Source organism: Streptomyces sp. YKOK-I1, from assembly GCF_054660435.1.
Genome location: NZ_BAAGDR010000001.1, coordinates 6,221,061 through 6,247,282, shown reverse-complemented (window position 1 = coordinate 6,247,282; position 26,222 = coordinate 6,221,061). Strand labels below are relative to the sequence as shown.

Sequence of the window (26,222 nt, the reverse complement as noted above, 5' to 3'; positions counted from 1 at the left end):
CTCCGAACCGGGGGTGTCAGGCAAGAAGAAACCCCCGCCTGGGTCCTGCGTATGAACATATTCAGCTCGCGTCGCGCGAAGTCTCTGCGATATCGATGCAGAGGGTGAGATCGGCTGCGATCAGCCCTGGCGCTGCTTGTGGCGCGGGTTCTCGCAAATGATCATGACCCGACCGTGACGGCGGATCACCCTGCACTTGTCGCAGATCTTCTTGACGCTCGGCTTGACCTTCATGGGATGTGAGGTTCTCCGGGTCAGTTGCCGGCGGCCCCGCTCACGCGGGACGTGGGCAAGATCTACTTGTACCGGTAGACGATCCGGCCACGCGTCAGGTCGTACGGAGACAGCTCCACCACGACCCGGTCGTCAGGGAGGATACGGATGTAGTGCATCCGCATCTTGCCGCTGATGTGTGCCAGGACCTGGTGGCCGTTCTGGAGCTCGACCTTGAACATGGCGTTCGGCAGAGACTCGACGACAGTGCCCTCGATCTCGATGGCACCTTGCTTCTTGGCCACGCTTCGCCCTTCGAATCGACTACCTTGATCGACTCCCCTGCTTCCCCCTGCGGGGCGCACGCGGACATGCGGGTGCACGAGAGCCGACGAGTCAGTCTACGTCAGGGCCACGAGAAACACGAATCGAGAGAGTCTGCCCCACGGGAGAGATCCGTAAGCTTCGGACTTCCGTCAGGAACAGCCAACCAAGGGGCGCGGGGAACCGCGCGACAAGCCCCCACCGGCCCGCAGGCGTCAGACGAGCGGATCCGGCGCAGCGACTACGCCGTGCTCCGCCAACTTCGCCTTGCCGCCATCCGGAGCCGTCAGGACCAGCGGGCCCTCCTCCGTGATGACGGTCCAGTCGACCGATCCTGGACGCCCCTCTCGCGGGCTCGGCGCCAAGAGCGCCTCACAGGCTTCGAGTGGCTGCGCCGGCCTCCGACCGGCGGCCCGGCGACTCCGGCACCCTCACGCAAGAGGATCCGGCGCGGCCACGACCCCGTGTTCCGCCAGCTTCGCCTTGCCGCCATCCGGAGCCGTCAGGACCAGGGGGCCCTCCTCCGTCAACGCGACACTGTGCTCCCAGTGCGACGACCACGTGCCGTCCGTCGTGATGACGGTCCAGTCGACCGATCCTGGACGCCCCTCTCGCGGGCTCGGCGCCAAGAGCGCCTCACAGGCTTCGAGTGGCTGCGCCGGCCTCCGACCGGCGGCCCGGCGACTCCGGCACCCTCACGCAAGAGGATCCGGCGCGGCCACGACCCCGTGTTCCGCCAGCTTCGCCTTGCCGCCGTCCGGGGCCGTCAGGACCAGGGGGCCCTCCTCCGTGAGAGCCACGCTGTGCTCCCAGTGCGACGACCACGTGCCGTCCGTCGTGATGACGGTCCAGTCGTCCTCCAGGACCTCCGTGCGCGGGGTGCCCAGGGACACCATCGGCTCGATCGCGAGGCAGAAGCCGGGCACCAGCTTGGGGCCCTTGCCCCGGCGCCGGTCGACGTAGTTCAGCAGATGCGGGTCCATGTGCATCTCGGTGCCGATGCCGTGGCCGCCGTAGTCCTCGATGATGCCGTAGCGCCCGCCACCGGGCTTGGGCTGACGGCGGATGTACGTCTCGATGGCGCGCGAGACGTCGACGAGCCGGTTGCCGAGCTTCATCGCGGCGATGCCGGCCCACATCGACTCCTCCGTCACCCGCGAGAGCTCGATCAGCTCCGGGGCGTGACCGGAGCCCACGAACGCGGTGTACGCCGCGTCGCCGTGCCAGCCGTCCACGATCGCGCCGCAGTCGATGGAGATGATGTCGCCGTCCTTGAGGACCACCTCGTCGGACGGGATGCCGTGCACCACCACGTCGTTCGCCGAGGTGCAGATCGTCGCGGGGAAACCGCCGTATCCGAGGAAGTTCGACTTCGCGCCGTGCTCGGCCAGCACCTTGCGCGCGACCTCGTCCAGGTCCTTGGTGGTGGCCCCCGGCACCGCCGCCTCCCGCGTCGCCGCGTGGATGGCGGCGACCACCAGTCCCGCCGCACGCATCTTCGCGATCTGCTCGGGACTCTTGATCTGCACCATGGGGGCCTGCGCTCTCCATCACTCGGTCGGGATCAACCGGTCGGGGGACCGGGTACTGCCTACACAACAGTACGGCCGTGGGGTCCAGGGGACTCCACGGCCGTAAGGGACCGACGACTACGCGTCGTCTCCCTCGCGCTTCAGCGCCGCCAGCGCACGATCGGTGACCTGCTCCACGGGGCCCATGGAATCGATGGTCACGACCAGGCCCTGGGCCTTGTAGTAATCGATGATCGGCTCGGTCTGCGTGTGGTAGACCTCCAGCCGCGTCCGGACGGTCGCCTCGGAGTCGTCGTCCCGCTGGTACAGCTCGCCGCCGCAGACGTCACAGACGCCCTCCTGCTGCGGCTTCTTGTACGTCACGTGGAAGACGTGGGCGGAGTCGTTGCGGCAGATGCGCCGGCCGGCGATCCGCTTGACGACCTCCTCCTCGGGGGCCTCCAGATCGAGGACCGCGTCCAGCTTGATGCTCTCGGTGGTGAGGAGCTCGTCCAGGGCCTCGGCCTGCGAGACGTTGCGCGGGAAACCGTCCAGCAGGAAGCCGCGCTCGGCGTCCGGCTGCTCCATGCGGTCCTTGGCCATGGCGATGGTCACCGTGTCCGGCACCAGTTCGCCCTTGTCCATGTAGGACTTCGCGAGTTTCCCGAGGTCGGTCTGCCGGCTGATGTTGGCGCGGAACAGGTCGCCCGTGGAGATGTGCGGAACGCGCAGAGTCTCGGCCAGACGAGTGGCCTGCGTACCCTTCCCGGCACCCGGCGGCCCGACGAGGACGATTCGCATCAGCGGAGGAACCCTTCGTAATTGCGCTGCTGGAGCTGGCTCTCGATCTGCTTCACCGTCTCGAGGCCCACACCCACGATGATCAGGATGCTGGTCCCGCCGAAGGGGAAGTTCTGGTTTGCCCCGAAACCAACCAACGCCATCGTCGGCACGAGAGCGATCAGACCCAAGTACAGCGAACCCGGCCAGGTGATCCGGTTGAGCACGTACGACAGGTACTCAGCGGTCGGTCGGCCAGCCCGGATGCCCGGGATGAAGCCACCATACTTCTTCATGTTGTCGGCGACTTCCTCGGGGTTGAAGGAGATGGCCACATAGAAGAAGGCGAAGAAAACGATCAGCAGGAAGTACATGCTGATGTAGATCGGGTGGTCGCCCTTGGTCAGATTCGTCTCGATCCAGGTCTTCCAGCTGGAGTTCCCGCTGGAGAACTGCGCGACGAGGGCGGGGATGTAGAGCAGCGACGAGGCGAAGATGACCGGGATCACACCGGCCTGGTTCACCTTGAGCGGGATGTACGTCGAGGTACCGCCGTAGGACCGGCGGCCGATCATGCGCTTGGCGTACTGCACGGGGATCCGGCGCTGGGCCTGCTCGACGAAGACGACCAGGGCGACCATCACCAGGCCGACCGCGATGACCGTGCCGAACTCGATCCAGCCGTCCGCCAGCGTGCCCTGCTTCTTGATGGCCCACACGGCGGAGGGGAAGGTCGCGGCGATCGAGATGAACATCAGGATCGACATGCCGTTGCCGATGCCGCGGTCGGTGATGAGCTCACCGAGCCACATGACGACGGCCGTACCGGCGGTCATGCAGATGACCATCACGATGGTGCTGAAGATCGCGCGGTCCGGGACGATCTGGCTGGCGACGGTGCAGCCGGAGAACAGGGCGCCACTGCGGGCGGTGGCCACCAGGCCGGTGCCCTGGAGGATGGCCAGCGCCACGGTCAGGTAACGCGTGTACTGCGTGATCTTCGCCGTACCGGCCGAGCCCTCCTTCTTGAGGGCTTCCAGGCGCGGGATGACCACGGTCAGCAGCTGAAGAATGATGCTCGCCGTGATGTACGGCATGATGCCGAGGGCGAAGACCGTGATCTGCAGCAGCGCGCCGCCGCTGAACATGTTCACCAGACCGAAGAGGCCCTGGTTGCCGGACGCCTCGTCGACGCAGCGCTGTACGGACGTGTAGTCGACGCCGGGGATCGGAATGTGCGTACCGACCCGGTAGACCACGATGATGGCGAGCGTGAAGAGCAGCTTCTTGCGCAGGTCGGGCGTCCTGAACGCCCGGGCGAACGCGGTGAGCACGGTGCCTCCTGCGACCCCCGCGCATCTGCGTCAAGGGTGACGGTCTTGAAGGTCGAATAGAACAACGACAGGACTAACGGCCGACTGCCGCTCAAGGTGCCCCTTTGAGAGAACCTTGTGAAAAGTGGGCAGTGCTGGTCACCTTACCCGCGACACAGCTTCCCTAGGAACGACCAACCGGGGATACCCCATTTGTGGGGTATCCCCGGTCGGGATCGCTCAAGTCATCGAGACGCCTGATGTGGTCAGACGAGCTCGGTGACGGTACCGCCGGCGGCGGTGATCTTCTCCTTGGCGGAGCCGGAGACGGCGTCGACCGTCACCTGCAGCGCCACGGAGATCTCGCCCTGGCCGAGCACCTTGACGAGGCTGTTCTTGCGAACGGCACCCTTGGCGACGAGACCCTCGACGGTGACCTCGCCACCCTCGGGGTACAGCGCGGCCAGCTTGTCGAGGTTCACGACCTGGAACTCGGTCTTGAACGGGTTCTTGAAGCCCTTCAGCTTCGGGAGACGCATGTGGAGCGGCATCTGGCCACCCTCGAAGCGCTCCGGAACCTGGTAACGGGCCTTCGTGCCCTTCGTACCACGACCGGCCGTCTTACCCTTCGACGCCTCACCACGACCGACACGGGTCTTGGCGGTCTTGGCGCCCGGGGCGGGACGGAGGTTGTGGATCTTGAGCGGGTTGTTCTCCGCCATGATCAGTCGACCTCCTCGACCGTCACGAGGTGGCGGACGGTGTGCACCATTCCGCGGAACTCGGGGCGGTCCTCCTTGACGACCACGTCGTTCAGGCGCTTCAGCCCGAGCGAGCGCAGGGTCTCACGGTGGTTCTGCTTGCTGCCGATGTACGACTTCGTCTGCGTGATCTTGAGGCGGGCCATTACGCACCAGCCCCGGCACGCGCACGAAGCAGGGCCGCGGGGGCGACGTCCTCGAGCGGCAGACCGCGGCGGGCCGCGATCTCCTCGGGACGCTGCAGGCCCTTCAGGGCCTCCACGGTCGCGTGCACGATGTTGATCGCGTTGGACGAGCCGAGCGACTTCGACAGCACGTCGTGGATACCGGCGCACTCGAGCACGGCGCGCACCGGGCCACCGGCGATCACGCCGGTACCGGGGGACGCGGGCTTGAGCAGCACGACGCCGGCAGCCTTCTCACCCGTGATCGGGTGCGGGATGGTGCCCTGGATACGGGGGACCTTGAAGAAGTGCTTCTTGGCCTCCTCCACACCCTTGGCGATGGCGGCCGGCACCTCCTTGGCCTTGCCGTAACCGACACCCACGGTGCCGTCACCGTCGCCCACCACGACCAGCGCGGTGAAGCTGAAGCGACGACCACCCTTCACAACCTTGGCGACACGGTTGATCGCGACGACACGCTCAACGTAAGCGGTCTTCTCGGCGGCGGCTGCGCCACCGTCACGACCCTTACGGTCCCGCCGCTCGCCGCCACCGGCACCGCCACCGCGGCGCTGGGGTCCAGCCATTGGATTACCTCTCTCTTTCCGCTAGCTACGAGCGGCTCAGAACTTGAGCCCGGCTTCGCGGGCGGCGTCCGCCAGGGCGGCGATGCGCCCGGCGTACTGGTTGCCACCACGGTCGAATACGACAGCCTCGACACCGGCGGCCTTGGCACGCTCGGCGACCAGGGCGCCGACCTGCTTGGCCTGCGCGGACTTGTCGCCCTCGCCACCGCGGACCGACGTGTCCAGGGTGGACGCCGACGCCAGGGTGTGACCCTTGATGTCGTCGATCACCTGGGCCACGATGTGGCGGTTCGAGCGGGTAACGACCAGACGGGGACGCTCCGCCGTACCGGAGATCCGCTTGCGGATCCGGATGTGACGGCGCTTGATCGCGGCGCGCTTGTAGGCGTCGCCCTTCAGGATCTTCTGCCCGTATGCCATGGCTTACTTACCCGCCTTTCCGACCTTGCGGCGGATGACTTCGCCCTCGTACTTGACGCCCTTGGCCTTGTACGGGTCGGGCTTGCGCAGCTTGCGGATGTTGGCCGCGACCTCGCCGACCTTCTGCTTGTCGATGCCCTCGACCGAGAAACGGGTCGGAGCCTCGACCTTGAAGGTGATGCCCTCGGGGGCCTCGACCAGGATCGGGTGGCTGTAACCGAGCGCGAACTCGAGGTTCGAGCCCTTGGCGGTCACGCGGTAACCGACACCGCTGATCTCGAGCTTCTTCACGTAACCCTGGGTCACGCCGGTGATCATGTTCGCCACCAGCGTGCGGGACAGGCCGTGCAGGGCCTTGCTCTGACGCTCGTCGTTGGGGCGGGTGACGTTCAGAACGCCGTCCTCACCCTTGGCGATGTCGATCGGCGCCACGACGGTGTGGGTCAGCGAGCCCTTGGGACCCTTGACCGACACGGTCCGGCCGTCGATGGTGACGTCCACGCCGACGGGAACCGTGATGGGGAGCTTGCCAATGCGCGACATAGCTGTTTCCTCCGTTCCCTTCTGCTACCAGACGTAGGCGAGAACTTCTCCGCCTACGCCCTTCTTGCCGGCCTGCTTGTCGGTGAGGAGCCCGTGCGACGTGGAGATGATCGCCACGCCGAGGCCGCCCAGCACCTTCGGCAGGGAGGTGGACTTCGCGTACACCCGGAGACCGGGCTTGGAGATCCGCTTGATGCCCGCGATGGAGCGCTCACGGTTCGGGCCGAACTTCAGCTCGAGGGTGAGGTTCTTGCCGACCTCGGCGTCCTCGACGCTCCAGCCTGTGATGAAGCCCTCCTGCTGGAGGATCTCCGCGATGTGAGACTTGATCTTGGACGCCGGCATCGTCACGGAGTCGTGGTACGCCGAGTTCGCGTTCCGCAGACGCGTCAGCATGTCTGCGATCGGATCAGTCATGGTCATGAATTGGCCTGTGGCCTCTCTCGCCGGGGTTTCCTGGTGCGCCATCCCTCTCCCCGATCCGAGACGGGACGGGTGCGGCGCGGTGGACCTACGGCGTAGTAAGTCGTACGGGCGACCGTCAGGCGCCCAACCCTCCAAGCCTAAGCCATGAAGAGGTGGGCGCCTGACACGCCCATTGCTTACCGAGAGCCTCTGGAACCCCTAAATAGGGGTGTTACCAGGAGCTCTTGGTCACGCCCGGCAGCTCGCCACGGTGAGCCATCTCACGAAGGCACACGCGGCAGAGGCCGAACTTGCGGTACACGGAGTGCGGACGGCCGCAGCGCTGGCAGCGGGTGTACGCGCGCACACCGAACTTGGGCTTGCGAGCAGCCTTAGCGATCAGAGCCTTCTTCGCCATCTCGCTCACGCCTCCTTGAAGGGGAAGCCGAGGTGACGAAGGAGCGCGCGGCCCTCAGCGTCGTTGGTCGCCGTGGTGACCACGGTGATGTCCATACCCCGGACACGGTCGATCTTGTCCTGGTCGATCTCGTGGAACATGACCTGCTCCGTGAGACCGAAGGTGTAGTTGCCACGGCCGTCGAACTGCTTGGGGGACAGACCACGGAAGTCGCGGATGCGCGGCAGCGCGAGCGACAGGGTGCGGTCCAGGAACTCCCACATGCGGTCGCCACGGAGCGTGACGTGGGCACCGATCGGCTGACCCTCACGCAGCTTGAACTGCGCGATGGACTTGCGGGCCTTGGTGACGGCCGGCTTCTGACCGGTGATCTGGGTCAGGTCGCGGATCGCGCCCTCGATCAGCTTCGAGTCACGGGCGGCGTCGCCGACACCCATGTTGACCACGATCTTGACGAGGCCGGGGATCTGCATGACGTTCTCGTACGAGAACTCCTCACGCAGCTTGCCCGCGATCTCCTCGCGGTACTTCGTCTTGAGACGCGGAGTGGTGGTGGTAGCCATCAGATGTCCTCACCCGTCCGCTTGGCAACGCGGATCTTGTTGCCCTCGTCGTCGAAGCGGTAACCGACACGCGTGACGACCTTGTTGCCGTCCTTCTCCACGACCAGCTGGACGTTGGAGACGTGGATCGGGGCCTCGGTCGTGACGATGCCGCCGGCCTGCGAACCCTTGGCGGTCGGGCCGGCCTTGGTGTGCTTCTTGACCCGGTTGACACCCTCGACCAGGACGCGGTCCTCGCGGGGGAAGGCCGCGATGACCTTGCCCTGCTTGCCCTTGTCCTTACCGGTGATGACCTGGACCAGGTCGCCCTTCTTGATCTTCATGCTTACAGCACCTCCGGCGCGAGCGAGATGATCTTCATGAACTTCTTCTCGCGCAGCTCACGGCCGACCGGGCCGAAGATGCGGGTGCCGCGAGGGTCGCCGTCGTTCTTCAGAATGACGGCGGCGTTCTCGTCGAAGCGGATGTACGAGCCGTCCGGACGGCGGCGCTCCTTGACGGTGCGAACGATGACCGCCTTGACGACGTCACCCTTCTTCACGTTGCCACCGGGGATCGCGTCCTTGACGGTGGCGACGATGACGTCACCGATGCCCGCGTAGCGGCGACCGGAGCCACCGAGCACACGGATGCAAAGGATCTCCTTCGCACCAGTGTTGTCGGCGACACGCAGTCGCGACTCCTGCTGGATCACGTCTATCTCCTGTTTGTCTGCCGGTTCCCCGGGAGCCGCTCACCAAAGCGGCTCCCGGAGCCTGGCGGAACTGTCCTGCGAGGGATGCCCCGCAGGAGACTTACTTGGCCTTCTCGAGGATCTCGACGACGCGCCAGCGCTTCGTCGCGGACAGCGGCCGGGTCTCCATCAGGAGGACACGGTCGCCGACACCCGCGGCGTTCTGCTCGTCGTGCGCCTTGAGCTTGTTCGTACGGCGGATGACCTTGCCGTACAGCGCGTGCTTGACGCGGTCCTCGACGGCGACGACGACGGTCTTGTCCATCTTGTCGCTGACGACGAGACCCTCACGGGTCTTGCGGAAGCCGCGCGCCTCTGCGTTGTCAGTCACGTTGTTCTCGCTCATCAGGCGTTCTCCACCGTTTCGATGCCCAGCTCACGCTCGCGCATCAGGGTGTAGATCCGCGCGATGTCCTTGCGGACCGCCTTCAGACGGCCGTGGTTCTCGAGCTGGCCCGTCGCCGCCTGGAAGCGGAGGTTGAACAGCTCTTCCTTGGCTTCGCGGAGCTTCGCCAGAAGCTCCTCGTCACCCAGTACGCGCAGCTCGGACGCCTTGGTGCCGACCGACATCACGCTTCACCTGCCTCGCGCTTGACGATCCGGCACTTCATCGGCAGCTTGTGGGCTGCGCGAGTGAGGGCCTCACGGGCGATCTTCTCGTTCGGGTAGGACAGTTCGAACATGACCCGGCCCGGGTGCACGTTCGCGATCCACCACTCCGGCGAACCCTTACCGGAACCCATGCGGGTCTCGGCAGGCTTCTTGGTGAGGGGGCGGTCCGGGTAGATGTTGATCCAGACCTTGCCGCCACGCTTGATGTGGCGGGTCATCGCGATACGGGCCGCCTCGATCTGGCGGTTGGTCACGTACGCCGGCGTGAGGGCCTGGATGCCGTACTCGCCGAACGCGACCGTCGTACCGCCCTTGGCCTCACCGCGACGCTTCGGGTGGTGCTGCTTGCGGTGCTTGACCCTACGGGGGATCAGCATGTCGGTCAGGCCTCCGTTCCGGTGCTCTCAGCCGGAGCGGCGGCGGGAGCGTCGGCCTTGGGGGCCTCGGCAGCCGGAGCCTGCTGCGGCTTACGACCGCGACCGCCACGCTCGCCACCGCGGCCACCACGGCCGGCGGGACGGTCGGCGCCGCCACGGGCCGGGCGGTTGCCGGCGCGGGCAGCGGCGTTCTCGGCGCGGACCTCGGCGATGTTCTTGACGTCGCCCTTGTAGATCCAGACCTTCACACCGATGCGGCCGAAGGTCGTCTTGGCCTCGAAGAAGCCGTAGTCCACGTTCGCGCGGAGCGTGTGCAGGGGCACACGGCCCTCGCGGTAGAACTCCGAGCGGGACATCTCGGCGCCGCCGAGACGGCCACCGCACTGGATCTTGATGCCCTTGGCGCCGGCCTTCATGGCGGACTGCATGCTCTTGCGCATGGCCCGACGGAAGGAGACGCGGGAGGAGAGCTGCTCGGCGACGGCCTGGGCCACCAGCTGAGCGTCCGTCTCCGGGTTCTTGACCTCAAGGATGTTGAGCTGGACCTGCTTCTTGGTCAGCTTCTCCAGGTCGCCGCGGATACGGTCGGCCTCGGCGCCGCGGCGGCCGATGACGATGCCGGGACGCGCGGTGTGGATGTCCACGCGGACACGGTCACGGGTGCGCTCGATCTCCACCTTCGAGATGCCGGCGCGCTCCATGCCGGACGTCATCATCCGACGGATGGCGACGTCTTCCTTGACGTAGTCCTTGTACGACTTGTCGGCGTACCAACGGGACTTGAAGTCCGTGGTGATGCCGAGCCGGAACCCATGCGGGTTAACCTTCTGGCCCATTACCGGGTCCCTTCCTTGCTGCTGACGACCACGGTGATGTGGCTGGTCCGCTTGCGGATCCGGTAGGCACGGCCCTGGGCGCGCGGCCGGAACCGCTTCAGGGTCGGGCCCTCGTCGACGTATGCCTCGCTGATGACCAGCGAGGAGGCGTCCGTGTGGTCGTAGTTGTGCGCGGCGTTGGCGATGGCGCTGTCGAGCACCTTGCCGACGGGCACGGAGGCTGCCTGCGGAGCGAATCGCAGAACAGCCTGGGCCTCCGTGGCGTCCATGCCACGGATGAGGTCCACCACACGGCGGGCCTTCATGGGCGTGACGCGGATGTACCGCGCCTGGGCCCTGGCTTCCATGGTTGTCCCTTCAGAGTTACTTACTTGTCTGAATGCGATCCGCTACTAGCGGCGCTTCGACTTCCGGTCGTCCTTGACGTGACCCCGGAAGGTGCGCGTCGGCGAGAACTCGCCGAGCTTGTGGCCGACCATCGACTCGGTGACGAACACCGGGATGTGGGTCTTGCCGTTGTGCACCGCGAGCGTGTGGCCGAGCATGGCCGGCACGATCATGGAGCGACGGGACCAGGTCTTGATGACGTTCTTGGTGCCTGCTTCGTTCTGGGCGTCCACCTTCTTGATCAGGTGGTCGTCGACGAAGGGCCCCTTCTTGAGACTGCGCGGCATCTAAACCCGCTCCTAGCGCTTCTTGTTCGTCTTGCGGCGGCGGACGATGTACTTGTTCGAAGCCTTCTTCGGCGAACGAGTACGACCCTCCTTCTGACCCCACGGGGAGACCGGGTGGCGACCACCGGAGGTCTTGCCCTCACCACCACCGTGCGGGTGGTCGACCGGGTTCATCGCGACACCACGGACGGTCGGGCGAACGCCCAGCCAGCGCTTGCGGCCGGCCTTGCCCCAGTTGATGTTGCTCTGCTCGGCGTTGCCGACCTCGCCGACCGTGGCGCGGCAGCGCTGGTCGACCAGGCGGATCTCACCGGAAGGCATGCGGAGGTGGGCCATCGAGCCCTCCTTCGCGAGCAGCTGCACGGAGGCACCGGCGGAGCGGGCGAACTTGGCGCCGCCACCGGGACGGAGCTCGATCGCGTGGATCGTGGTACCGACCGGGATGTTGCGGAGCGCCAGGTTGTTGCCCGGCTTGATGTCGGCCCCGGGACCGTTCTCGACGCGGTCGCCCTGCTGCAGGTTGCGCGGGGCGAGGATGTAGCGCTTCTCGCCGTCGGCGTAGTGCAGCAGCGCGATGCGCGCGGTGCGGTTGGGGTCGTACTCGATGTGCGCGACCTTCGCCGGCACGCCGTCCTTGTCGTGACGACGGAAGTCGATCACTCGGTAGGCGCGCTTGTGTCCGCCACCCTGGTGGCGAACGGTCACACGACCGGAATTGTTACGGCCGCCCTTGCTGTGCAGGGGGCGAACCAGCGACTTCTCCGGCGTGGACCGCGTGACCTCGACGAAGTCGGCGACGCTGGAGCCACGACGGCCCGGCGTAGTCGGCTTGTACTTGCGGATTCCCATTTTTCAGTCCTCGTCCGATATCGGACGATCCGGACCGCCCTTAGGCGGTCGGACCGCCGAAGATGTCGATACGGTCGCCCTCAGCAAGGGTCACGATCGCGCGCTTGGTGCCGGCACGCTGACCGAAGCCGGTCTTGGTGCGCTTGCGCTTGCCGATGCGGTTGATCGTGTTGACCCCGGTGACCTTGACCGAGAAGACCGCCTGGACGGCCTGCTTGATCTGGGTCTTGTTGGCGTTCGGGTCGACGATGAACGTGTACTTGTTCTCGTCGAGGAGCGCGTAGCTCTTCTCCGACACGACCGGCTTCAGCAGCACGTCACGGGGGTCCGTGTACGCCTTGCTGGGCGCGGTGACGACGGTGTTCTTGCCCTCGGTGGCGTGACGCTTCGCCTTGGCGACGCGCGCGGCCTTCGCGGCCTTGGCGGCCTTCGAGGCGATGGAGGGGTGACGGGTGGCCATCAGACCTCAGTCCCTTCGGTGTCGTTGGCCTTCGGGCCGGCGACGAAGGACTCGAGAGCGGCCTGGGTGAAGACCACGTCGTCCGAGACGATCACGTCGTACGTGTTCAGCTGGCCCGGCTCCAGGATGTGCACCTGGGGCAGGTTGCGGGCGGACAGCCACGCGGCCTCGTCGCTGCGCTCGACGACCAGGAGCAGGTTCTTGCGCTCCGAGATCTTGCCGAACAGCGTCTTCGCGGCCTTGGTGGAGATGTCGCCGTCGACCACGCCGGTGACGACGTGGATGCGGTTGTGGCGGGCCCGGTCGGTGAGGGCGTGACGCAGGGCGGCAGCCTTCATCTTCTTGGGGGTCCGCTGCGAGTAGTCGCGCGGCTGGGGGCCGTGCACGACGCCACCGCCGGCGAACTGCGGCGCGCGGGTCGAGCCCTGACGGGCGCGGCCGGTGCCCTTCTGGCGGTAGGGCTTCTTGCCACCACCACGGACTTCGCCACGGGTCTTGGTCTTGTGCGTGCCCTGGCGGGCAGCCGCGTTCTGCGCGACGACGACCTGGTGGATCAGCGGGATGCTGACCTTCTCCACGCCGAAGATCTCCGCGGGGAGCTCGACGCTACCGGTCTTCTCGCCGGCAGGCGAAAGGATGTCAACAGTGCTCATCGGTTACCTCAGGCCCCCTTGGCCGCGGTGCGGACCAGGACGAGGCCGCCGTTCGGACCGGGGACAGCGCCCTTGATGAGCAGCAGACCCTTCTCCGCGTCAACGGCGTGGACGGTCAGGTTCTGGGTGGTGACACGCTCGTTGCCCATGCGACCCGCCATGCGGAGGCCCTTGAACACGCGGCCCGGGGTGGCGCAGCCACCGATGGAACCGGGCGAGCGGTGCTTGCGCTGGGTGCCGTGACCGGCGCCGAGGCCCTTGAAGTTGTGACGCTTCATGACACCGGCGAAGCCCTTGCCCTTGCTCTTGCCGGTCACGTCGACCTTGATGCCGGCCTCGAACACCTCGGCGGTGATCTCCTGGCCGAGGGTGTACTCGCTGGCGTCAGCGGTACGGATCTCGACGAGGTGGCGGCGGGGAGTGACGTCGGCCTTGGCGAAGTGGCCCTTGAGGGGCTTGTTCACCTTGCGCGGGTCGATCTCGCCGAAGGCGATCTGGACGGACTCGTAGCCGTCCGCGTCGTTCGTACGCACCTGGGTCACGACGTTCGGGCCGGCCTTGACGACGGTGACCGGAACAACACGGTTGTTCTCGTCCCACACCTGCGTCATGCCGAGCTTCTCGCCCAGGATGCCCTTGATCTGCTTAGCCATTCTCAGATCACCGACCCTCAGAGCTTGATCTCGATGTCGACACCGGCCGGGAGGTCGAGTCGCATCAGAGAGTCAACGGTCTTGGGCGTCGGGTCGAGGATGTCGATCAGGCGCTTGTGCGTGCGCATCTCGAAGTGCTCGCGCGAGTCCTTGTACTTGTGCGGCGACTTGATGACGCAGTACACGTTCTTCTCAGTGGGCAGCGGCACCGGGCCCGCGACCGACGCACCAGTGCGAGTCACCGTCTCGACGATCTTCTTCGCCGAGGAGTCGATGACCTCGTGGTCGTAGGCCTTGAGCCGGATGCGGATCTTCTGTCCCGCCATGGCTACTCAGTAGTCCTTTGTCTTCTTCGCTCTGGAGCCCGCCGGCTTCCGTTTCCTCCGACCCACGCGGTCGGGCGTGTCGCGCTCCCACTGACAAAGATGTCCCTTGTTCGAACATCCCTACGGGAATGCACACGGCCCTTCCGGTACCGCAGGCCGGGGGCGGAAGGCCCACCGGGCGCCTGGCCGCTGCCGCACCGCGCTTCCCGAAAGATTCCCGTACGTCCGCCCCAGCGCTGCCGTGAGGCAGTTAGGGCGACGAGTACTGTGGGACTCGCTTCCGGTCCTCCCGGCGGGAGGCGCACAGCATCAACACTCGACCGAGCAACCCCGCTAGTCTGCCACACGGGGCAGGGCCTCCGCCAATCGAGCCGGAGAGAATACCCCGGACGTGACGCAGGTCAAACCAAGCGGGCCGACGGCCCCCTGGTCAGAACGTAAGGGAAGTACAAGGACATCGCCGGGGCTGCTGTCCTCCCCTGGTGCCGGCGCCGGCCCAGGCGCACCGCGACGGGTGCCACCGCTGGCACTCCTGCCCGTCGGACACGGGTTCGTACGTCTGCGGCGGTCTCGGCTACGACACCTACTGCGGCGGGTCGGGCGACAGCGGTACGTCGTCGTCCGCGTCGCTGGACGTCACCGCGCCGCGCCGCCCGAAGGTGGTCCGGCCGCACACGGGCCGGGGCGGCAAGGTCGGCCTGACGGTCACGGCGGAGCGGGGGTCCCGCATCGAGGTCGCCGAGACGGACGAGTACGGCGATCCCGGGGAGGCCGTCGCCAAGGCCACCGCGACCGGCGGCGCCCAGACCCTCGCCTTGACCGCCGCGAGCGGCTCGCACAGCTACACGGTCACGGCCACCGACGCCGCCGACAACACCAGCGACGCGGTCGACCACCGCGCAGCGCCTGCTGTTCTGCGGCAGGAACCGGCGCGAGTGGCTCTTCTCGGAGGTGGAGCAGGTCCAACACCTGGGTGAGGACACCACGTTGCTGCGGGTGGGCAACCGCTCCCACGTCTCGGGGGTCCGCTACCGCCGCGACCCGGCGCGGACGCGCCTCGCGATCGAGGCCGCCCTCGCGGACGCCCCCAGCGGGCGGGCTCCCGAGCTGGGCGCGGGCCCCGCGTCCGGAGCGGACGCCGACCTCCGTGTGAGCGGTGCCGGCGCCCTTCGGTGAACGTCAGTGCACGTCAGCGCACGTCGACGGCGTCGGCCGCGCCGGTCGCGGTGCCGGTCGCGGTGTTGCCGTTGTACACCCAGCGGAAGGAGCCGTCGACGGAGGCGGTGACCGTGGCCTTCAGGGCGCCGGTGCTGCCCGAGGTGACCTTCTTGACCGTCTTGAAGGTGTCGGTGCCCGCCGCGCGGAACTGGAGACTCACGGTCCGGCCGCTGTAGCCGTCGTACTTCTTGGTGCTCCAGTTCGCCCGGGTCAGCTTGCCGGTGACGGTGATCGTCTTGCCCTTGGTCACCGGCTCCGGCGAGGCGTTGGCCGTGGTGAGCTTGGCCGCCCTCCGCAGCGGGACGGTCAGGGACCTGGTCTCGTACTCCTCGGCCTTCAGGGCGCCGCTGGCCTTGAACAGGTGGAGCGACACCGCGACCTTCCAGGTGGTGGCGTCGGCGTTGGAGTCGACGTGCTCCTGGCTCGGGTGCGGGTCGATGTAGAGGTTGCCCTCGCAGTGGGCCTTCTTCGTGCTCTGCTCGTAGCAGGTGTAGCTGCCCGGCTGGATGAAGTTCTCGCCGGTGTCGGCCGCCGTCCGCAGGTTGCCGCGGTAGAGGAAGGGATACGCCTCGTACCGGGACGGGTCGGCGGTGCTGTACCCGGAGGGCAGGGTGATGTCGAAGCTCAGAGGAGGCTCCACCTCCTTCGACGTGCCGACCACGATCGGCTTGCCGTCGTTGACGACGATGTTCGACACGGTGATCCCCGTGTCCGCCGCCTGGGCCGCCGGCGCGCCCAGCACCGAGAGTCCCAGCACGCCCGCGAGGACGGTCACCGCGGCGGTTCTGCCTGTTCTCATTCACACCTTCCAGGGATGGGGAGAGGAAGATCGGCAGCCTAGCGGCCGCTCCTCACCCCCGTGCGCGCACCCTCACGAACGCCGCGTCCAGCCCCCTCTTCACCGCTCCCGCCACCGGCCGCTCCACCCACCGGTGCACCGCCCAGCTCAGCACCAGGAATCCCGCCAGGAGCAGCGCCACCAGCAGCCGGGCGTCCATCGCGTCGCGCAGGCGGTTGATCAGGGTGGTGCCGGCCGCGTAGTGGATCAGGTAGAGCGGGTAGGTCAGGCTGCCCGCCGTCACCAGCCACCGCCAGCGGATCCGGTCCGTGCAGCCGAGCGCCACGGCGACCATGAGCAGCAGGAACACGGTGAAGATCAGGACCGCTCCGCGCCAGCTGCCCACGTGTTCGACCTCGTCGATGCGCTGGCCCAGTTCCTTCTGGCCCATCAGCCAGGCCATCGCGAGGATGCCCCACAGGAGCAGGTCCTGGCCGAAGCGGTGCATGAGGTAGAGGGCGAGGCCCGCGATGAAGTACCAGGAGGCCTCAGGGTCGGCGATCAGCTCCAGGAGGGGCAGACGGGCGACCGGCGCCAGCATCGCCGCCGCGCCCCAGACGCAGCAGAACAGCACCACCCGGCGGTAGGTGGGTCCGGCCCACACCACCGCGAGGAAGAGGAGGTAGAAGCGGAGTTCGGACCACAGCGTCCAGTACACGCCGTCCACGTTCCGCACGCCCGAACCCGACTGGAGCATGGTCAGGTTGAGGAGGACGTCCCTCGGGGCGAGGCGTTCCCAGACGCCGGGTACGGCCGCCAGGACGGCCGTGGTGAAGAGGACCGCGAACCAGTACGCCGGGTACAGACGGATCACGCGGGAGACGAAGAACTGGCGCGGTGTTCGGCCCCAGCAGGACATGCAGATGACGAAGCCGCTGATCACGAAGAAGATCTCGACGCCGATCCAGCCGTAGGCCGCGAAGTGGAACACCGTCGGCATGATCTCGGACACGGGGCGGTCCCAGACGGGATTGCCGGGCTGGTTCACCCGGCGGGTGCCGGCGTAGTGGTGGACCGCGACCATCAGGGCGGCGAGCAGCCGGATGCCGTCGAGGGCGTACAGACGCGGGCGCGGGCGGCCGGGTGAGGGGGGCGCCGCCGTGGGCGCGGGCTGTGGCGTCGTGGGTCGTATGAGAGGCAGGGCAGACATCGCCGTCAGGCTAGGCGGCTCACAGACGACTCATGGGTGGCGCGGGGCAACGTTCGTCCACGGTTCACCCCCCGCACACCCGTGCGACAGAAAAAGGGGCCCGTACGACCGGAGTCGTACGGGCCCCTTCAGAGGCTCAGCTCAGGCTGTGCCACCGATCAGGCGCAAGATCACTTGTTGATCTTGGTGACCTGGCCGGCGCCGACCGTCCGGCCACCCTCACGGATGGCGAACTTCAGGCCCTCTTCCATGGCGACGGGCTGGATGAGCTCCACCTTCATCTCGGTGTTGTCACCCGGCATGACCATCTCGGTGCCCTCGGGGAGGGTCACGACGCCGGTCACGTCCGTCGTACGGAAGTAGAACTGCGGACGGTAGTTGTTGAAGAACGGGGTGTGGCGGCCACCCTCGTCCTTCGACAGGATGTAGGCCTGGGCCTCGAACTCGGTGTGCGGGGTGACCGAACCGGGCTTGATGATGACCTGGCCGCGCTCGACGTCCTCGCGCTTGATGCCGCGGAGCAGCAGACCGACGTTCTCACCGGCCTGGCCCTCGTCGAGCAGCTTGCGGAACATCTCGATACCGGTGACCGTGGTGGTGGTCTTCTCGGTCTTGATGCCGATGATGTCGACGGTCTCGTTGACCTTCAGGACACCACGCTCGATACGGCCGGTGACGACCGTACCGCGACCGGTGATCGTGAAGACGTCCTCGATCGGCATGAGGAACGCCTTGTCGACGTCACGCTCGGGCTGCGGGATGGACTCGTCGACGGCCTTCATCAGGTCGAGGACGGAGTTCGTCCACTCGGAGTCGCCCTCGAGCGCCTTCAGCGCGGAGACGCGGACGACCGGCAGGTCGTCGCCCGGGAACTCGTACTCGGAGAGGAGCTCACGGACCTCGAGCTCGACGAGCTCCAGGATCTCCTCGTCGTCCACCATGTCGGCCTTGTTCAGGGCGACGACGATGTACGGAACGCCGACCTGGCGGGCCAGGAGCACGTGCTCCTTGGTCTGCGGCATCGGGCCGTCGGTGGCGGCGACCACGAGGATCGCGCCGTCCATCTGCGCGGCACCGGTGATCATGTTCTTGATGTAGTCCGCGTGACCCGGGCAGTCGACGTGGGCGTAGTGACGGGTCTCCGTCTGGTACTCGACGTGCGCGATGGAGATCGTGATACCACGCTGACGCTCTTCGGGCGCCTTGTCGATGTTGTCGAACGCGGTGGCCTCGTTCAGGTCCGGGTACGCGTCGTGCAGCACCTTGGTAATGGCGGCCGTGAGGGTCGTCTTACCGTGGTCGATGTGACCGATGGTGCCGATGTTGACGTGCGGCTTAGTCCGCTCGAACTTCGCCTTCGCCACTGGGGTCCTCCTGTGGTGTGCTGTACGCCTTGGTTCATCGGCGCCAGGTGATCTTTGCTGTTAAGTCCCGGGCCCCGGGTCATTCCGCCACGAATGCGGAGGAACGACCCGTGAGGCTCCGGGGTCAAGCCTAAAGCGTGTGCACGCGGTGCGTTAAACGCGGTGCGTTACTCGCCCTTGGCCTTCGCGATGATCTCCTCGGCGACGTTCCGCGGAACCTCGGCGTAGGAGTCGAACTGCATCGAGTAGCTTGCGCGACCCGACGTCTTGCTGCGGAGGTCGCCGACGTAGCCGAACATCTCCGACAGGGGCACGAGGCCCTTCACGACGCGGGCACCCGCACGCTCCTCCATGGCCTGGATCTGACCACGGCGGGAGTTGATGTCGCCGATGACCTCGCCCATGTAGTCCTCGGGCGTGGTGACCTCGACGGCCATCATCGGCTCGAGCAGCACGGGGCTGGCCTTGCGCGCGGCCTCCTTGAAGGCCTGCGAACCGGCGATCTTGAAGGCGAGCTCGGAGGAGTCGACCTCGTGGTAGCCACCGTCGAGAAGCGTGACGCGGACGCCCGTCATCTCGTAGCCCGCGAGGATGCCGAACTGCATGGCCTCCTGCGCACCGGCGTCCACCGAAGGGATGTACTCCTTCGGGATACGGCCACCGGTGACCTTGTTCACGAACTCGTACGACGCGTCGCCGCCCTCGATGGGCTCGATCGCGATCTGCACCTTGGCGAACTGGCCGGTACCACCGGTCTGCTTCTTGTGCGTGTAGTCGACCCGGTCGACCGCCTTGCGGATGGTCTCGCGGTAGGCGACCTGCGGCTTGCCGACGTTGGCCTCGACCTTGAACTCACGGCGCATACGGTCGACCAGCACCTCGAGGTGCAGCTCGCCCATGCCACCGATGATGGTCTGGCCGGTCTCCTCGTCCGAGTGGACCTGGAACGACGGGTCCTCCTCGGCCAGGCGCTGGATCGCGATGCCCAGCTTCTCCTGGTCGCCCTTCGACTTGGGCTCGATGGCGACCTGGATGACCGGCGCCGGGAAGTCCATGGACTCCAGGATCACCGGGGCCTTGTCGTCGCACAGCGTCTCACCGGTGGTGGTCTGCTTCAGGCCCATGACGGCGACGATGTCGCCGGCGCCGACCGCGGCGATCTCCTCACGCTTGTTGGCGTGCATGCGGTAGATCTTGCCGATGCGCTCCTTCTTGCCCTTGACGGAGTTCAGCACGGCGGTGCCGGACTCCAGGCGGCCCGAGTAGACCCGGACGAAGGTGAGCTTGCCCAGGTGCGGGTCGCTCATGATCTTGAACGCAAGGGCGGCCAGCGGCTCGTCCTCGGACGGCTTGCGCTTGACGACCTCTTCCGCGTCGTTCACGGCGTGGCCCTCGATGGCCTCGACGTCGAGCGGGGAGGGCAGGTAGCGCACGACCGCGTCGAGCAGGGGCTGAACGCCCTTGTTCTTGAACGCGGTACCGCAGAACACCGGGGTGACCGTGGTGTCCTTGGACTTGCCGGACGCGATGGTGATACGACGGATCGCGGCGTACAGCTGCTCCACGGAAGGCTCTTCGCCCTCCAGGTACAGCTCCATGATCTCTTCGTCGTTCTCGGCCACGGCCTCGACGAGCTTGCCGCGGTACTCCTCGGCAGCCTCGGTGTGCGTGTCCGGGATGTCGACGATGTCGTACATCTCGCCCTTGGTGGCCTCGGCGGACCACACGAACGCCTTCATCGTGACCAGGTCGACGACGCCCTTGAAGTCGGCCTCGGCACCGATCGGAAGCTGCATGACGAGCGGCTGCGCACCGAGGCGGTCGCTGATCATGTCGACGCAGCGGTGGAACTCCGCACCGGTGCGGTCGAGCTTGTTGACGAAGCAGATGCGCGGGACGCCGTAGCGGTCGGCCTGACGCCACACGGTCTCGGACTGCGGCTCGACGCCGGCGACGCCGTCGAACACCGTCACGGCACCGTCGAGCACGCGGAGCGAACGCTCCACCTCGACGGTGAAGTCGACGTGGCCCGGCGTGTCGATGATGTTGATCGTGTGGTCGACGTCCTCGAGCGGCCAGTGACAGGTGGTGGCAGCAGAGGTGATCGTGATGCCACGCTCCTGCTCCTGCTCCATCCAGTCCATGGTGGCAGCGCCGTCGTGGACCTCACCGATCTTGTACGAAACGCCGGTGTAGAACAGGATCCGCTCGGTGGTGGTCGTCTTGCCCGCGTCGATGTGGGCCATGATCCCGATGTTGCGGACCTTGGCCAGGTCAAGTGAAGTGGTAGCCATAAGGCTTCAGTCTTCTCTCGGTCTCGATGTGGGTAGCGACTACCAGCGGTAGTGCGCGAAGGCCTTGTTGGACTCGGCCATCTTGTGGGTGTCCTCGCGCTTCTTCACAGCGGCACCAAGGCCGTTGGAGGCGTCGAGAAGCTCGTTGAGCAGGCGCTCGGTCATGGTCTTCTCGCGACGGGCGCGGGAGTAGCCGACGAGCCAGCGCAGCGCCAGGGTGCTCGCGCGGCCGGGCTTGACCTCGACCGGGACCTGGTAGGTCGCGCCACCGACACGGCGGGACTTGACCTCGATGGTCGGCTTGATGTTCTCGAGAGCGCGCTTCAGGGTGATGACCGGGTCGTTGCCGGTCTTCTCCTTCAGGCCCTCCATGGCGCCGTAGACGATGCGCTCGGCGGTGGAGCGCTTGCCGTTCAGCAGCACCTTGTTGATGAGCGACGTGACAAGAGGAGAACCGTAGACCGGGTCGATGATGACCGGGCGCTTCGGGGCAGGGCCCTTACGAGGCATTTCTTACTTCTCCTTCTTGGCGCCGTAGCGGCTGCGGGCCTGCTTGCGGTTCTTGACACCCTGGGTGTCGAGGGAGCCGCGGATGATCTTGTAGCGAACACCCGGCAGGTCCTTCACACGGCCACCACGCACGAGCACGATGGAGTGCTCCTGCAGGTTGTGTCCCTCACCCGGAATGTAAGCGGTGACCTCGATCCCGCTGGTCAGACGCACACGCGCGACCTTACGCAGGGCCGAGTTCGGCTTCTTCGGGGTGGTCGTGAACACACGCGTGCAGACGCCGCGGCGCTGAGGGGAACCCTCGAGTGCGGGCGTCTTGTTCTTCTCGACCTTGTCCTGCCGGCCCTTGCGGACCAGCTGCTGGATCGTAGGCACTACTTCTCCGGTTTCTGTGTGCCGATGAGTACAGCTAACCTGGAACTTCTCCGACCCACGCGGTCGGGTGTGTCGAATCCCGCGGACTTCCGCCGCGAGGCAGCGGAAAGCTCGGATTACGGTGGCCGCTCTCGGCCCCGGCGCGGTCTGACGGCACGCACGAGGGCCAGGGCACACCCCAGGCACAAGGTCTGAGCGTACCCAGCGCAATCACTCCGGTCAAAACAGAAGCCGTGCGCCCGACACACGGCGGTTACGTTCGCGAACCCGATCGCTGTTGTGGTACGGGGGTTTCCCCGCCCTTCGCCTTCCCGTCCACGGCCGTGTCGCTGCCGACGAAATACGTCGGACGGTTCTGTACGGCCGTATAGATGCGGCCCACGTACTCGCCGAGCAGGCCCACGCAGATCAGCTGGACCGCGCCGATGAACAGGACGCCGGTGAACAGGGAGGTCCAGCCGGGGACCGTGTGGTCGAGGAAGTGGGCGCTCAGGGTGTACGCCATCAGCCCCATGCACACCAGGAAGGCGAAGCCGCCGAGCCAGGTGGCGATGCGCAGCGGGGCCGCGGAGAACCCGGTGACGCTGTCCACGGCGAGCCGGATCATCCGGCCCAGCGGGTATTTGCTCTGCCCGGCCGGGCGCGGGGCGCGCTCGTACGTCACCTGTCCACTGGGGAAGCCGAGCCAGGGCACCAGGAGCCGGTAGACGCGCTGCTGGTCAGGCAGCGACTTGAGGGCGTCCACGGCGGGCCGGCCGAGCAGCCGGAAGTCTCCGGCCTGGGAGGGCACGGCCGGCCCGGCCAGCCGCCGCACCAGCCGGTAGTACAGCCCTGCGGTCCACCGCTTGAAGCCGGTGTCGCTGGCCCGGTCGGCGCGGATGCCGTAGACGATGTCGAGTCCCTCGTCCCGGGCCAGGGCGAGCATCTCGGGGATCTTCTCCGGCGGGTCCTGGAGGTCGGCGTCGATGCTGACGACATAGGCGCCGAGGGCGCGGTCCAGTCCGGCGGTGAGGGCGGCCTGGTGGCCGGAGTTGCGGCGCAGGCCGATGATCCGCAGTTCGGGCCAGCCGAGGCGGAAGGCGGCGAGGAGTTCGGCGGTGCGGTCGGTGGACCCGTCGTCGACCGCGACGACCTCGTAGGGCTCGTCCAGACCGGCGAGAACCGGACGCAACCGGCTGACCAGCGCCGGGAGGACCTCTTCCTCGTTGTACATGGGTATGACGACCGACAGCACGGTCACACCGTTCACGGAATCCGCCTCGTCCGTCACGCGCCCTCTCCCTCACCTGTGACGCACATGTGCGACTCTGGTGCGATCTTATGACCACGCTTCACGGTCGTCCGGACCACGGCTTTGACCCGGCCGTCCCGCGATCGTCCTAGGGGGGACCCCAGTCATGAGCACGGCCCGCAGCGACGCGGCGACGGACTCGGCCATGCCCGACGAGGGGCGGGAGCGGCCACCGGGGCGCCGCCGGCTCGCCCTGCCCGACGGTCTCCGACCGTACCTCCTGCCGCTGCTTCTGTACGGCGTCACGAAGCTGGTCGGCCTGACCGTCTTCGCGTGGCTGCTGGAGTGGGCCGGCGACTACCAGAAGAAGGACCCGCGCTTCGGCGGCGGCACCCACTGGTGGGACGTCCTGGCCACCTGGGACGGCTGGTGGTACCTCCAGGTCGCCGAGAAGGGGTACGACCCCCGGCCGCTGCAACCGCTCGCGCCGGGCGGGCTGTTCACCGTCCAGCAGAACTCGGTGGCGTTCTTCCCCCTCTACCCCGGTCTGATCAGGGGCGTCTCGGAGATCACGGGCCTCGGTCTGTACGGCTCCGCGATCCTCGTGTCCGTCGTGGCGTCCTTCGTGGCCGCGGCCGGGATCTACGCCGTGGTCGCGGCGCTCGCGGGGGTGCGGGCGGGCACGATCGCGGCCGGGCTGTGGGCCGTGGTGCCGGGCGCGGGCGTGGAGTGGGCGGTCTACTCGGAGTCGGTGTTCGTCGCGATCGCGGCCTGGTGCTGCTACTGCGTGATGCGGGGGCGGTGGGTGGCGGCCGGACTGCTGGCCTTCCTCGCCGGACTGAACCGGCCGACCTCCGCCGCGCTCATAGGGGCGGTGGGCCTCGCCGCGATCGTGACGCTCGCCCGGCGGGAGAGCAGGCGCGAGCAGGGGATCGCCGGTCCGGTGTACGCGATGGTCTCCGCGCCGCTCGGACTGCTCACCTATGTCGCCTGGGTCGGGCTGAGCATGGGCGACCTGACCGCCTACTTCACGCTCCAGCGCGAGGGGTGGGCGCACTACTTCGACTTCGGCAAGTACACCCTGGACGTCCTCGGCAACACCGCGGTCGGGCACAACGCCTACCTGTTCGCCTTCTCGGTGCCCGACCTGCTCTGCGTCCAGATCGTGCTGGCGCTGCCCTTCCTGATCGCGCTGATGCTGCGGAAGAGGCCGCCGCTGGTACTGGTCGCCTATGCGCTGGCGTCGATCGTGACGGTCCTGGGCACGCAGCAGATGTTCGGCAACACGGGCAGGTATCTGCTGCCCGTGTTCCCGCTGCTGCTGGCCCCGGCGGCGGCGCTGAGCCGGCTGAAGTGGCCGAGCCTGGCGGTGTTCTTCACGACGGCGTCGCTCGCGTCCGGGTGGTACGCCCACTATGTGATCTTCGAGCTGGGCATCCCGTAGGACGCGCGGGTGGTGGTCCCCGTCAGGGGGACGAGACGGCCGCCATCATGAAGATCATCACGAAGAACGCCCAGCCGGCCACCGACAGATAGCCCAGGATCAGGCCGGCCAGGGCGAACCCCTCGCCGCCCTCGCCGGAACGGCGCATCTCGGCGCGGGCCTTGTGCCCGAGGATCACCGCGGGGATGCCGGTGAGCCCCATGGACATGGTGGTGAGGACACCGCAGACCATCGAGCCGACCGCCTTGCCGTTGGTGGGCGGGGGCGGGGCGGGCAGGAACGTGCGCGGGACGGGCGGGCCGAAGGCGGTCGGCGCGGCGAGGACCGGCGGGACGGCCATCGGTCCCTGCGGGAGGTCGGAGATGACGAGCTGCAGCTCGCCGACGGTGCGGGCCTGGTAGGCGCGCTGCACCCGCTTCTCGAACTCGTCCTGCTGGAGCCGGCCTTCGCCGAAGCCCGCCCTGAGCACGTCCACCGCGCGCTCGCGGTCGGCGTGCGACGCGAGCATCGCGGCGCCGTTCGGCACCTGTCCCTGCGGCTGCCATGGCGACGGATACGACACGGGCACCTCCCCCCGGACGGCTGAATGCCTCCATCATCCCTCAACGCGTCCCGGCCGCCCACGGTTCCCCCGGTCAGCGCGGGTCACGGTTCGGGTCACGGTTCGGGTCACGGTTCTGCCCACGCGCCGCACGCTCGGCCGCGAAGACGTCCTCCAGGCGGAAGAGCTGCGCGCGCCCCGCCCTGCCGGCCGGTTTCAGCCGGCCGAGCTGGACCCACTTGCGGATGGTGGCGGGGGCGACACCGACCTCCTGGGCGGCGAGCGCTCCCGGGATGAGGGTCGGCCGCTGGTCCGCCCGGTCCCCGGCTCGGCTCATCCGCGCCCCCACTCCCCCTCGTCCCAGGTGTGCCGGTAGGCCGGGTCGTCGTGGCAGCCGCAGTCGGGGTCCGCGCAGCGGCAGGCGGGGTTGACGCACAGGACGGCGTGGCGGTCGGGGAAGGCGCGCAGGGAGACCGAGTCGCACCAGGGGCAGCGGCCGGAGATCCGTACGACGGTCTCGGTGTCCCCGAGCGCACGGGCGCAGCGCCGGGCCATCCGCCGGGTCTCGTCCCGTACGTGTGCGGCCAGCACCGGGTCGGCTTCGACGGCGTCGAGCAGCGCGGCGATCCGGCGCAGCCGCTCGGGCACGGGGGCGCGGCGGGCGCGGGGCAGACCGAGCCGGTCCCGTACGGCCTCCTCCAGTTCCACGACGCCGTCGGTGAGGTCCCGGATGGTGTCCGAGATGTGCAGGCGCAGCGGGGCGGCGCTGTGTCCGGGGGCAACGAGCCCGTGCCGCTGCTGCAGCAGCAACGCGTCCTCCCGCTCCTCCCGCAACCGCTCGGCGAGACCGGCCGGCGGCGCGACCGGCCCCCGCCCGCCGACCGCGGCCCGCCCGGGCACCAGCTCCCTGGCCAACTCCGGAAACTGCTGAAGCAGGGTGGCGATCCAGAGAGCGGCTTGAGAACCGACACCGGCCCCATCGGGACCGCGACGCCGGGCAGGGGTCGGGGGGTGGGGGGTGGAGGGGGTAGGGGAGGGGGCGGGTTGGGTGGAGGGGGCGGGCTGGGTGGCCGGGGTGCGGG

39 protein-coding genes and 2 pseudogenes are annotated in these 26,222 nt (G+C 67.6%); 3 read left to right on the top strand and 38 right to left on the bottom strand.

The window, feature by feature from the left end; all coding sequences use genetic code 11:
* Positions 1-120 precede the first annotated feature (120 nt).
* The 28 genes and pseudogenes from rpmJ to rpsJ form a co-directional block, all read right to left on the bottom strand.
* Positions 121-234: a 50S ribosomal protein L36 gene (gene rpmJ / locus ACYQ8Q_RS27865; protein ID WP_004984509.1), complete on the bottom strand. Its 114-nt coding sequence runs from the start codon at positions 232-234 to the stop codon at positions 121-123.
* A 62-nt stretch (positions 235-296) separates the two neighbouring features.
* Positions 297-518, bottom strand: coding sequence for a translation initiation factor IF-1 (gene infA, locus ACYQ8Q_RS27860; protein WP_003948620.1), 222 nt, complete (start codon positions 516-518; stop codon positions 297-299).
* A 234-nt stretch (positions 519-752) separates the two neighbouring features.
* A pseudogene (locus ACYQ8Q_RS27855) lies at positions 753-869 on the bottom strand (type I methionyl aminopeptidase); the annotation flags it as partial.
* A gap of 99 nt (positions 870-968) precedes the next feature.
* Positions 969-1,133: pseudogene (locus tag ACYQ8Q_RS27850) on the bottom strand (type I methionyl aminopeptidase); the annotation flags it as partial.
* 99 nt (positions 1,134-1,232) lie between these two features.
* A complete protein-coding gene (map, locus tag ACYQ8Q_RS27845) occupies positions 1,233-2,069 on the bottom strand; it encodes a type I methionyl aminopeptidase (protein ID WP_460068590.1) in 837 nt (278 codons plus the stop codon).
* A 117-nt stretch (positions 2,070-2,186) separates the two neighbouring features.
* Positions 2,187-2,849 (bottom strand): adenylate kinase, encoded by a 663-nt coding sequence (locus tag ACYQ8Q_RS27840; protein WP_358990609.1) that lies wholly within the window; start codon positions 2,847-2,849, stop codon positions 2,187-2,189.
* Entirely contained in the window at positions 2,849-4,162 is a 1,314-nt protein-coding gene (gene secY, locus ACYQ8Q_RS27835; RefSeq protein WP_460068589.1) for a preprotein translocase subunit SecY, read from the bottom strand. The genes ACYQ8Q_RS27840 and secY overlap by 1 nt, the downstream gene beginning before the upstream one ends.
* A 245-nt stretch (positions 4,163-4,407) precedes the next feature.
* Positions 4,408-4,863 carry a 50S ribosomal protein L15 gene (gene rplO / locus ACYQ8Q_RS27830; protein ID WP_003974249.1) on the bottom strand — a complete coding sequence of 152 codons (456 nt, stop codon included), beginning with the start codon at positions 4,861-4,863 and terminating at the stop codon, positions 4,408-4,410.
* 2 nt (positions 4,864-4,865) lie between these two features.
* Positions 4,866-5,048, bottom strand: coding sequence for a 50S ribosomal protein L30 (rpmD, locus tag ACYQ8Q_RS27825; RefSeq protein WP_055632353.1), 183 nt, complete (start codon positions 5,046-5,048; stop codon positions 4,866-4,868).
* A complete protein-coding gene (gene rpsE / locus ACYQ8Q_RS27820) occupies positions 5,048-5,653 on the bottom strand; it encodes a 30S ribosomal protein S5 (protein WP_315884872.1) in 606 nt (201 codons plus the stop codon). The genes rpmD and rpsE overlap by 1 nt, the downstream gene beginning before the upstream one ends.
* A 36-nt stretch (positions 5,654-5,689) precedes the next feature.
* Positions 5,690-6,073 (bottom strand): 50S ribosomal protein L18, encoded by a 384-nt coding sequence (rplR, locus tag ACYQ8Q_RS27815; RefSeq protein ID WP_055632352.1) that lies wholly within the window; start codon positions 6,071-6,073, stop codon positions 5,690-5,692.
* Between the two features lie 3 nt (positions 6,074-6,076).
* Positions 6,077-6,616: a 50S ribosomal protein L6 gene (rplF, locus tag ACYQ8Q_RS27810; RefSeq protein WP_460068587.1), complete on the bottom strand. Its 540-nt coding sequence runs from the start codon at positions 6,614-6,616 to the stop codon at positions 6,077-6,079.
* A 24-nt stretch (positions 6,617-6,640) separates the two neighbouring features.
* A complete protein-coding gene (gene rpsH, locus ACYQ8Q_RS27805; RefSeq protein WP_358990596.1) occupies positions 6,641-7,039 on the bottom strand; it encodes a 30S ribosomal protein S8 in 399 nt (132 codons plus the stop codon).
* 214 nt (positions 7,040-7,253) lie between these two features.
* Positions 7,254-7,439 carry a type Z 30S ribosomal protein S14 gene (locus tag ACYQ8Q_RS27800; RefSeq protein WP_003956452.1) on the bottom strand — a complete coding sequence of 62 codons (186 nt, stop codon included), beginning with the start codon at positions 7,437-7,439 and terminating at the stop codon, positions 7,254-7,256.
* Between the two features lie 5 nt (positions 7,440-7,444).
* Positions 7,445-8,002: a 50S ribosomal protein L5 gene (rplE, locus tag ACYQ8Q_RS27795; RefSeq protein ID WP_067249204.1), complete on the bottom strand. Its 558-nt coding sequence runs from the start codon at positions 8,000-8,002 to the stop codon at positions 7,445-7,447.
* Positions 8,002-8,325 carry a 50S ribosomal protein L24 gene (gene rplX / locus ACYQ8Q_RS27790; protein WP_030039760.1) on the bottom strand — a complete coding sequence of 108 codons (324 nt, stop codon included), beginning with the start codon at positions 8,323-8,325 and terminating at the stop codon, positions 8,002-8,004. Before rplX ends, rplE begins: the two co-directional genes overlap by 1 nt.
* 2 nt (positions 8,326-8,327) lie before the next feature.
* Complete coding sequence (gene rplN, locus ACYQ8Q_RS27785; protein ID WP_003998823.1) at positions 8,328-8,696, bottom strand: 50S ribosomal protein L14; 369 nt, start codon at positions 8,694-8,696, stop codon at positions 8,328-8,330.
* Between the two features lie 100 nt (positions 8,697-8,796).
* A complete protein-coding gene (rpsQ, locus tag ACYQ8Q_RS27780) occupies positions 8,797-9,081 on the bottom strand; it encodes a 30S ribosomal protein S17 (protein ID WP_460068586.1) in 285 nt (94 codons plus the stop codon).
* The gene (gene rpmC, locus ACYQ8Q_RS27775) at positions 9,081-9,305 is read right to left on the bottom strand and encodes a 50S ribosomal protein L29 (protein ID WP_460068585.1); all 225 of its coding nucleotides are present in this window, start codon (positions 9,303-9,305) and stop codon (positions 9,081-9,083) included. Before rpmC ends, rpsQ begins: the two co-directional genes overlap by 1 nt.
* Positions 9,305-9,724 carry a 50S ribosomal protein L16 gene (rplP, locus tag ACYQ8Q_RS27770; RefSeq protein WP_030788270.1) on the bottom strand — a complete coding sequence of 140 codons (420 nt, stop codon included), beginning with the start codon at positions 9,722-9,724 and terminating at the stop codon, positions 9,305-9,307. Before rplP ends, rpmC begins: the two co-directional genes overlap by 1 nt.
* A 5-nt stretch (positions 9,725-9,729) precedes the next feature.
* Positions 9,730-10,560: a 30S ribosomal protein S3 gene (gene rpsC, locus ACYQ8Q_RS27765; RefSeq protein WP_133914850.1), complete on the bottom strand. Its 831-nt coding sequence runs from the start codon at positions 10,558-10,560 to the stop codon at positions 9,730-9,732.
* Positions 10,560-10,907, bottom strand: coding sequence for a 50S ribosomal protein L22 (gene rplV / locus ACYQ8Q_RS27760; protein ID WP_004571827.1), 348 nt, complete (start codon positions 10,905-10,907; stop codon positions 10,560-10,562). The genes rpsC and rplV overlap by 1 nt, the downstream gene beginning before the upstream one ends.
* A 45-nt stretch (positions 10,908-10,952) precedes the next feature.
* Entirely contained in the window at positions 10,953-11,234 is a 282-nt protein-coding gene (gene rpsS, locus ACYQ8Q_RS27755) for a 30S ribosomal protein S19 (protein WP_003992359.1), read from the bottom strand.
* 12 nt (positions 11,235-11,246) lie between these two features.
* Positions 11,247-12,083 carry a 50S ribosomal protein L2 gene (gene rplB / locus ACYQ8Q_RS27750; protein WP_030788280.1) on the bottom strand — a complete coding sequence of 279 codons (837 nt, stop codon included), beginning with the start codon at positions 12,081-12,083 and terminating at the stop codon, positions 11,247-11,249.
* A gap of 40 nt (positions 12,084-12,123) precedes the next feature.
* Positions 12,124-12,543 carry a 50S ribosomal protein L23 gene (rplW, locus tag ACYQ8Q_RS27745; protein ID WP_460068584.1) on the bottom strand — a complete coding sequence of 140 codons (420 nt, stop codon included), beginning with the start codon at positions 12,541-12,543 and terminating at the stop codon, positions 12,124-12,126.
* A complete protein-coding gene (gene rplD / locus ACYQ8Q_RS27740; protein WP_055632344.1) occupies positions 12,543-13,196 on the bottom strand; it encodes a 50S ribosomal protein L4 in 654 nt (217 codons plus the stop codon). The genes rplW and rplD overlap by 1 nt, the downstream gene beginning before the upstream one ends.
* 8 nt (positions 13,197-13,204) lie before the next feature.
* Positions 13,205-13,849 (bottom strand): 50S ribosomal protein L3, encoded by a 645-nt coding sequence (rplC, locus tag ACYQ8Q_RS27735; protein WP_007384065.1) that lies wholly within the window; start codon positions 13,847-13,849, stop codon positions 13,205-13,207.
* A gap of 17 nt (positions 13,850-13,866) precedes the next feature.
* On the bottom strand, positions 13,867-14,175 hold the full coding sequence (gene rpsJ, locus ACYQ8Q_RS27730; protein ID WP_003948644.1) for a 30S ribosomal protein S10: 309 nt from the start codon (positions 14,173-14,175) through the stop codon (positions 13,867-13,869).
* A gap of 482 nt (positions 14,176-14,657) precedes the next feature.
* Between rpsJ and ACYQ8Q_RS27725 the strand changes: the two genes are divergently transcribed.
* Entirely contained in the window at positions 14,658-15,152 is a 495-nt protein-coding gene (locus ACYQ8Q_RS27725; protein ID WP_460068583.1) for a hypothetical protein, read from the top strand.
* The gene (locus ACYQ8Q_RS27720; protein WP_460068582.1) at positions 15,127-15,351 is read left to right on the top strand and encodes a hypothetical protein; all 225 of its coding nucleotides are present in this window, start codon (positions 15,127-15,129) and stop codon (positions 15,349-15,351) included. The genes ACYQ8Q_RS27725 and ACYQ8Q_RS27720 overlap by 26 nt, the downstream gene beginning before the upstream one ends.
* 13 nt (positions 15,352-15,364) lie before the next feature.
* Here the strand turns inward: ACYQ8Q_RS27720 and ACYQ8Q_RS27715 are convergent, their stop codons facing one another.
* The 7 genes from ACYQ8Q_RS27715 to ACYQ8Q_RS27685 form a co-directional block, all read right to left on the bottom strand.
* Positions 15,365-16,192: a hypothetical protein gene (locus ACYQ8Q_RS27715; RefSeq protein WP_460068581.1), complete on the bottom strand. Its 828-nt coding sequence runs from the start codon at positions 16,190-16,192 to the stop codon at positions 15,365-15,367.
* 52 nt (positions 16,193-16,244) lie between these two features.
* Entirely contained in the window at positions 16,245-17,381 is a 1,137-nt protein-coding gene (locus ACYQ8Q_RS27710) for an acyltransferase family protein (RefSeq protein ID WP_460068580.1), read from the bottom strand.
* A 170-nt stretch (positions 17,382-17,551) separates the two neighbouring features.
* Positions 17,552-18,745 (bottom strand): elongation factor Tu, encoded by a 1,194-nt coding sequence (tuf, locus tag ACYQ8Q_RS27705; protein ID WP_055632341.1) that lies wholly within the window; start codon positions 18,743-18,745, stop codon positions 17,552-17,554.
* Between the two features lie 167 nt (positions 18,746-18,912).
* Positions 18,913-21,039, bottom strand: a complete 2,127-nt coding sequence (gene fusA, locus ACYQ8Q_RS27700; RefSeq protein ID WP_460068579.1) for an elongation factor G — start codon at positions 21,037-21,039, stop codon at positions 18,913-18,915.
* A gap of 39 nt (positions 21,040-21,078) precedes the next feature.
* Entirely contained in the window at positions 21,079-21,549 is a 471-nt protein-coding gene (gene rpsG / locus ACYQ8Q_RS27695; protein ID WP_189712345.1) for a 30S ribosomal protein S7, read from the bottom strand.
* Positions 21,550-21,552: 3 nt separating this feature from the next.
* Complete coding sequence (rpsL, locus tag ACYQ8Q_RS27690; protein ID WP_003948652.1) at positions 21,553-21,924, bottom strand: 30S ribosomal protein S12; 372 nt, start codon at positions 21,922-21,924, stop codon at positions 21,553-21,555.
* 253 nt (positions 21,925-22,177) lie between these two features.
* Positions 22,178-23,194, bottom strand: a complete 1,017-nt coding sequence (locus ACYQ8Q_RS27685; protein ID WP_460068577.1) for a glycosyltransferase family 2 protein — start codon at positions 23,192-23,194, stop codon at positions 22,178-22,180.
* Between the two features lie 127 nt (positions 23,195-23,321).
* Here ACYQ8Q_RS27685 and ACYQ8Q_RS27680 point away from each other — a divergent pair, with 127 nt between their 5' ends.
* Complete coding sequence (locus tag ACYQ8Q_RS27680) at positions 23,322-24,599, top strand: hypothetical protein (protein WP_460068576.1); 1,278 nt, start codon at positions 23,322-23,324, stop codon at positions 24,597-24,599.
* Positions 24,600-24,621: 22 nt separating this feature from the next.
* Here the strand turns inward: ACYQ8Q_RS27680 and ACYQ8Q_RS27675 are convergent, their stop codons facing one another.
* From ACYQ8Q_RS27675 to ACYQ8Q_RS27665, 3 genes are all read right to left on the bottom strand, one after another.
* Entirely contained in the window at positions 24,622-25,107 is a 486-nt protein-coding gene (locus tag ACYQ8Q_RS27675) for a DUF1707 and DUF4190 domain-containing protein (protein ID WP_460073508.1), read from the bottom strand.
* A gap of 127 nt (positions 25,108-25,234) precedes the next feature.
* Positions 25,235-25,477, bottom strand: coding sequence for a MerR family transcriptional regulator (locus tag ACYQ8Q_RS27670; protein WP_460068574.1), 243 nt, complete (start codon positions 25,475-25,477; stop codon positions 25,235-25,237).
* A complete protein-coding gene (locus ACYQ8Q_RS27665) occupies positions 25,474-26,055 on the bottom strand; it encodes a hypothetical protein (protein WP_460068572.1) in 582 nt (193 codons plus the stop codon). Before ACYQ8Q_RS27665 ends, ACYQ8Q_RS27670 begins: the two co-directional genes overlap by 4 nt.
* Between the last annotated feature and the right edge of the window lie 167 nt (positions 26,056-26,222).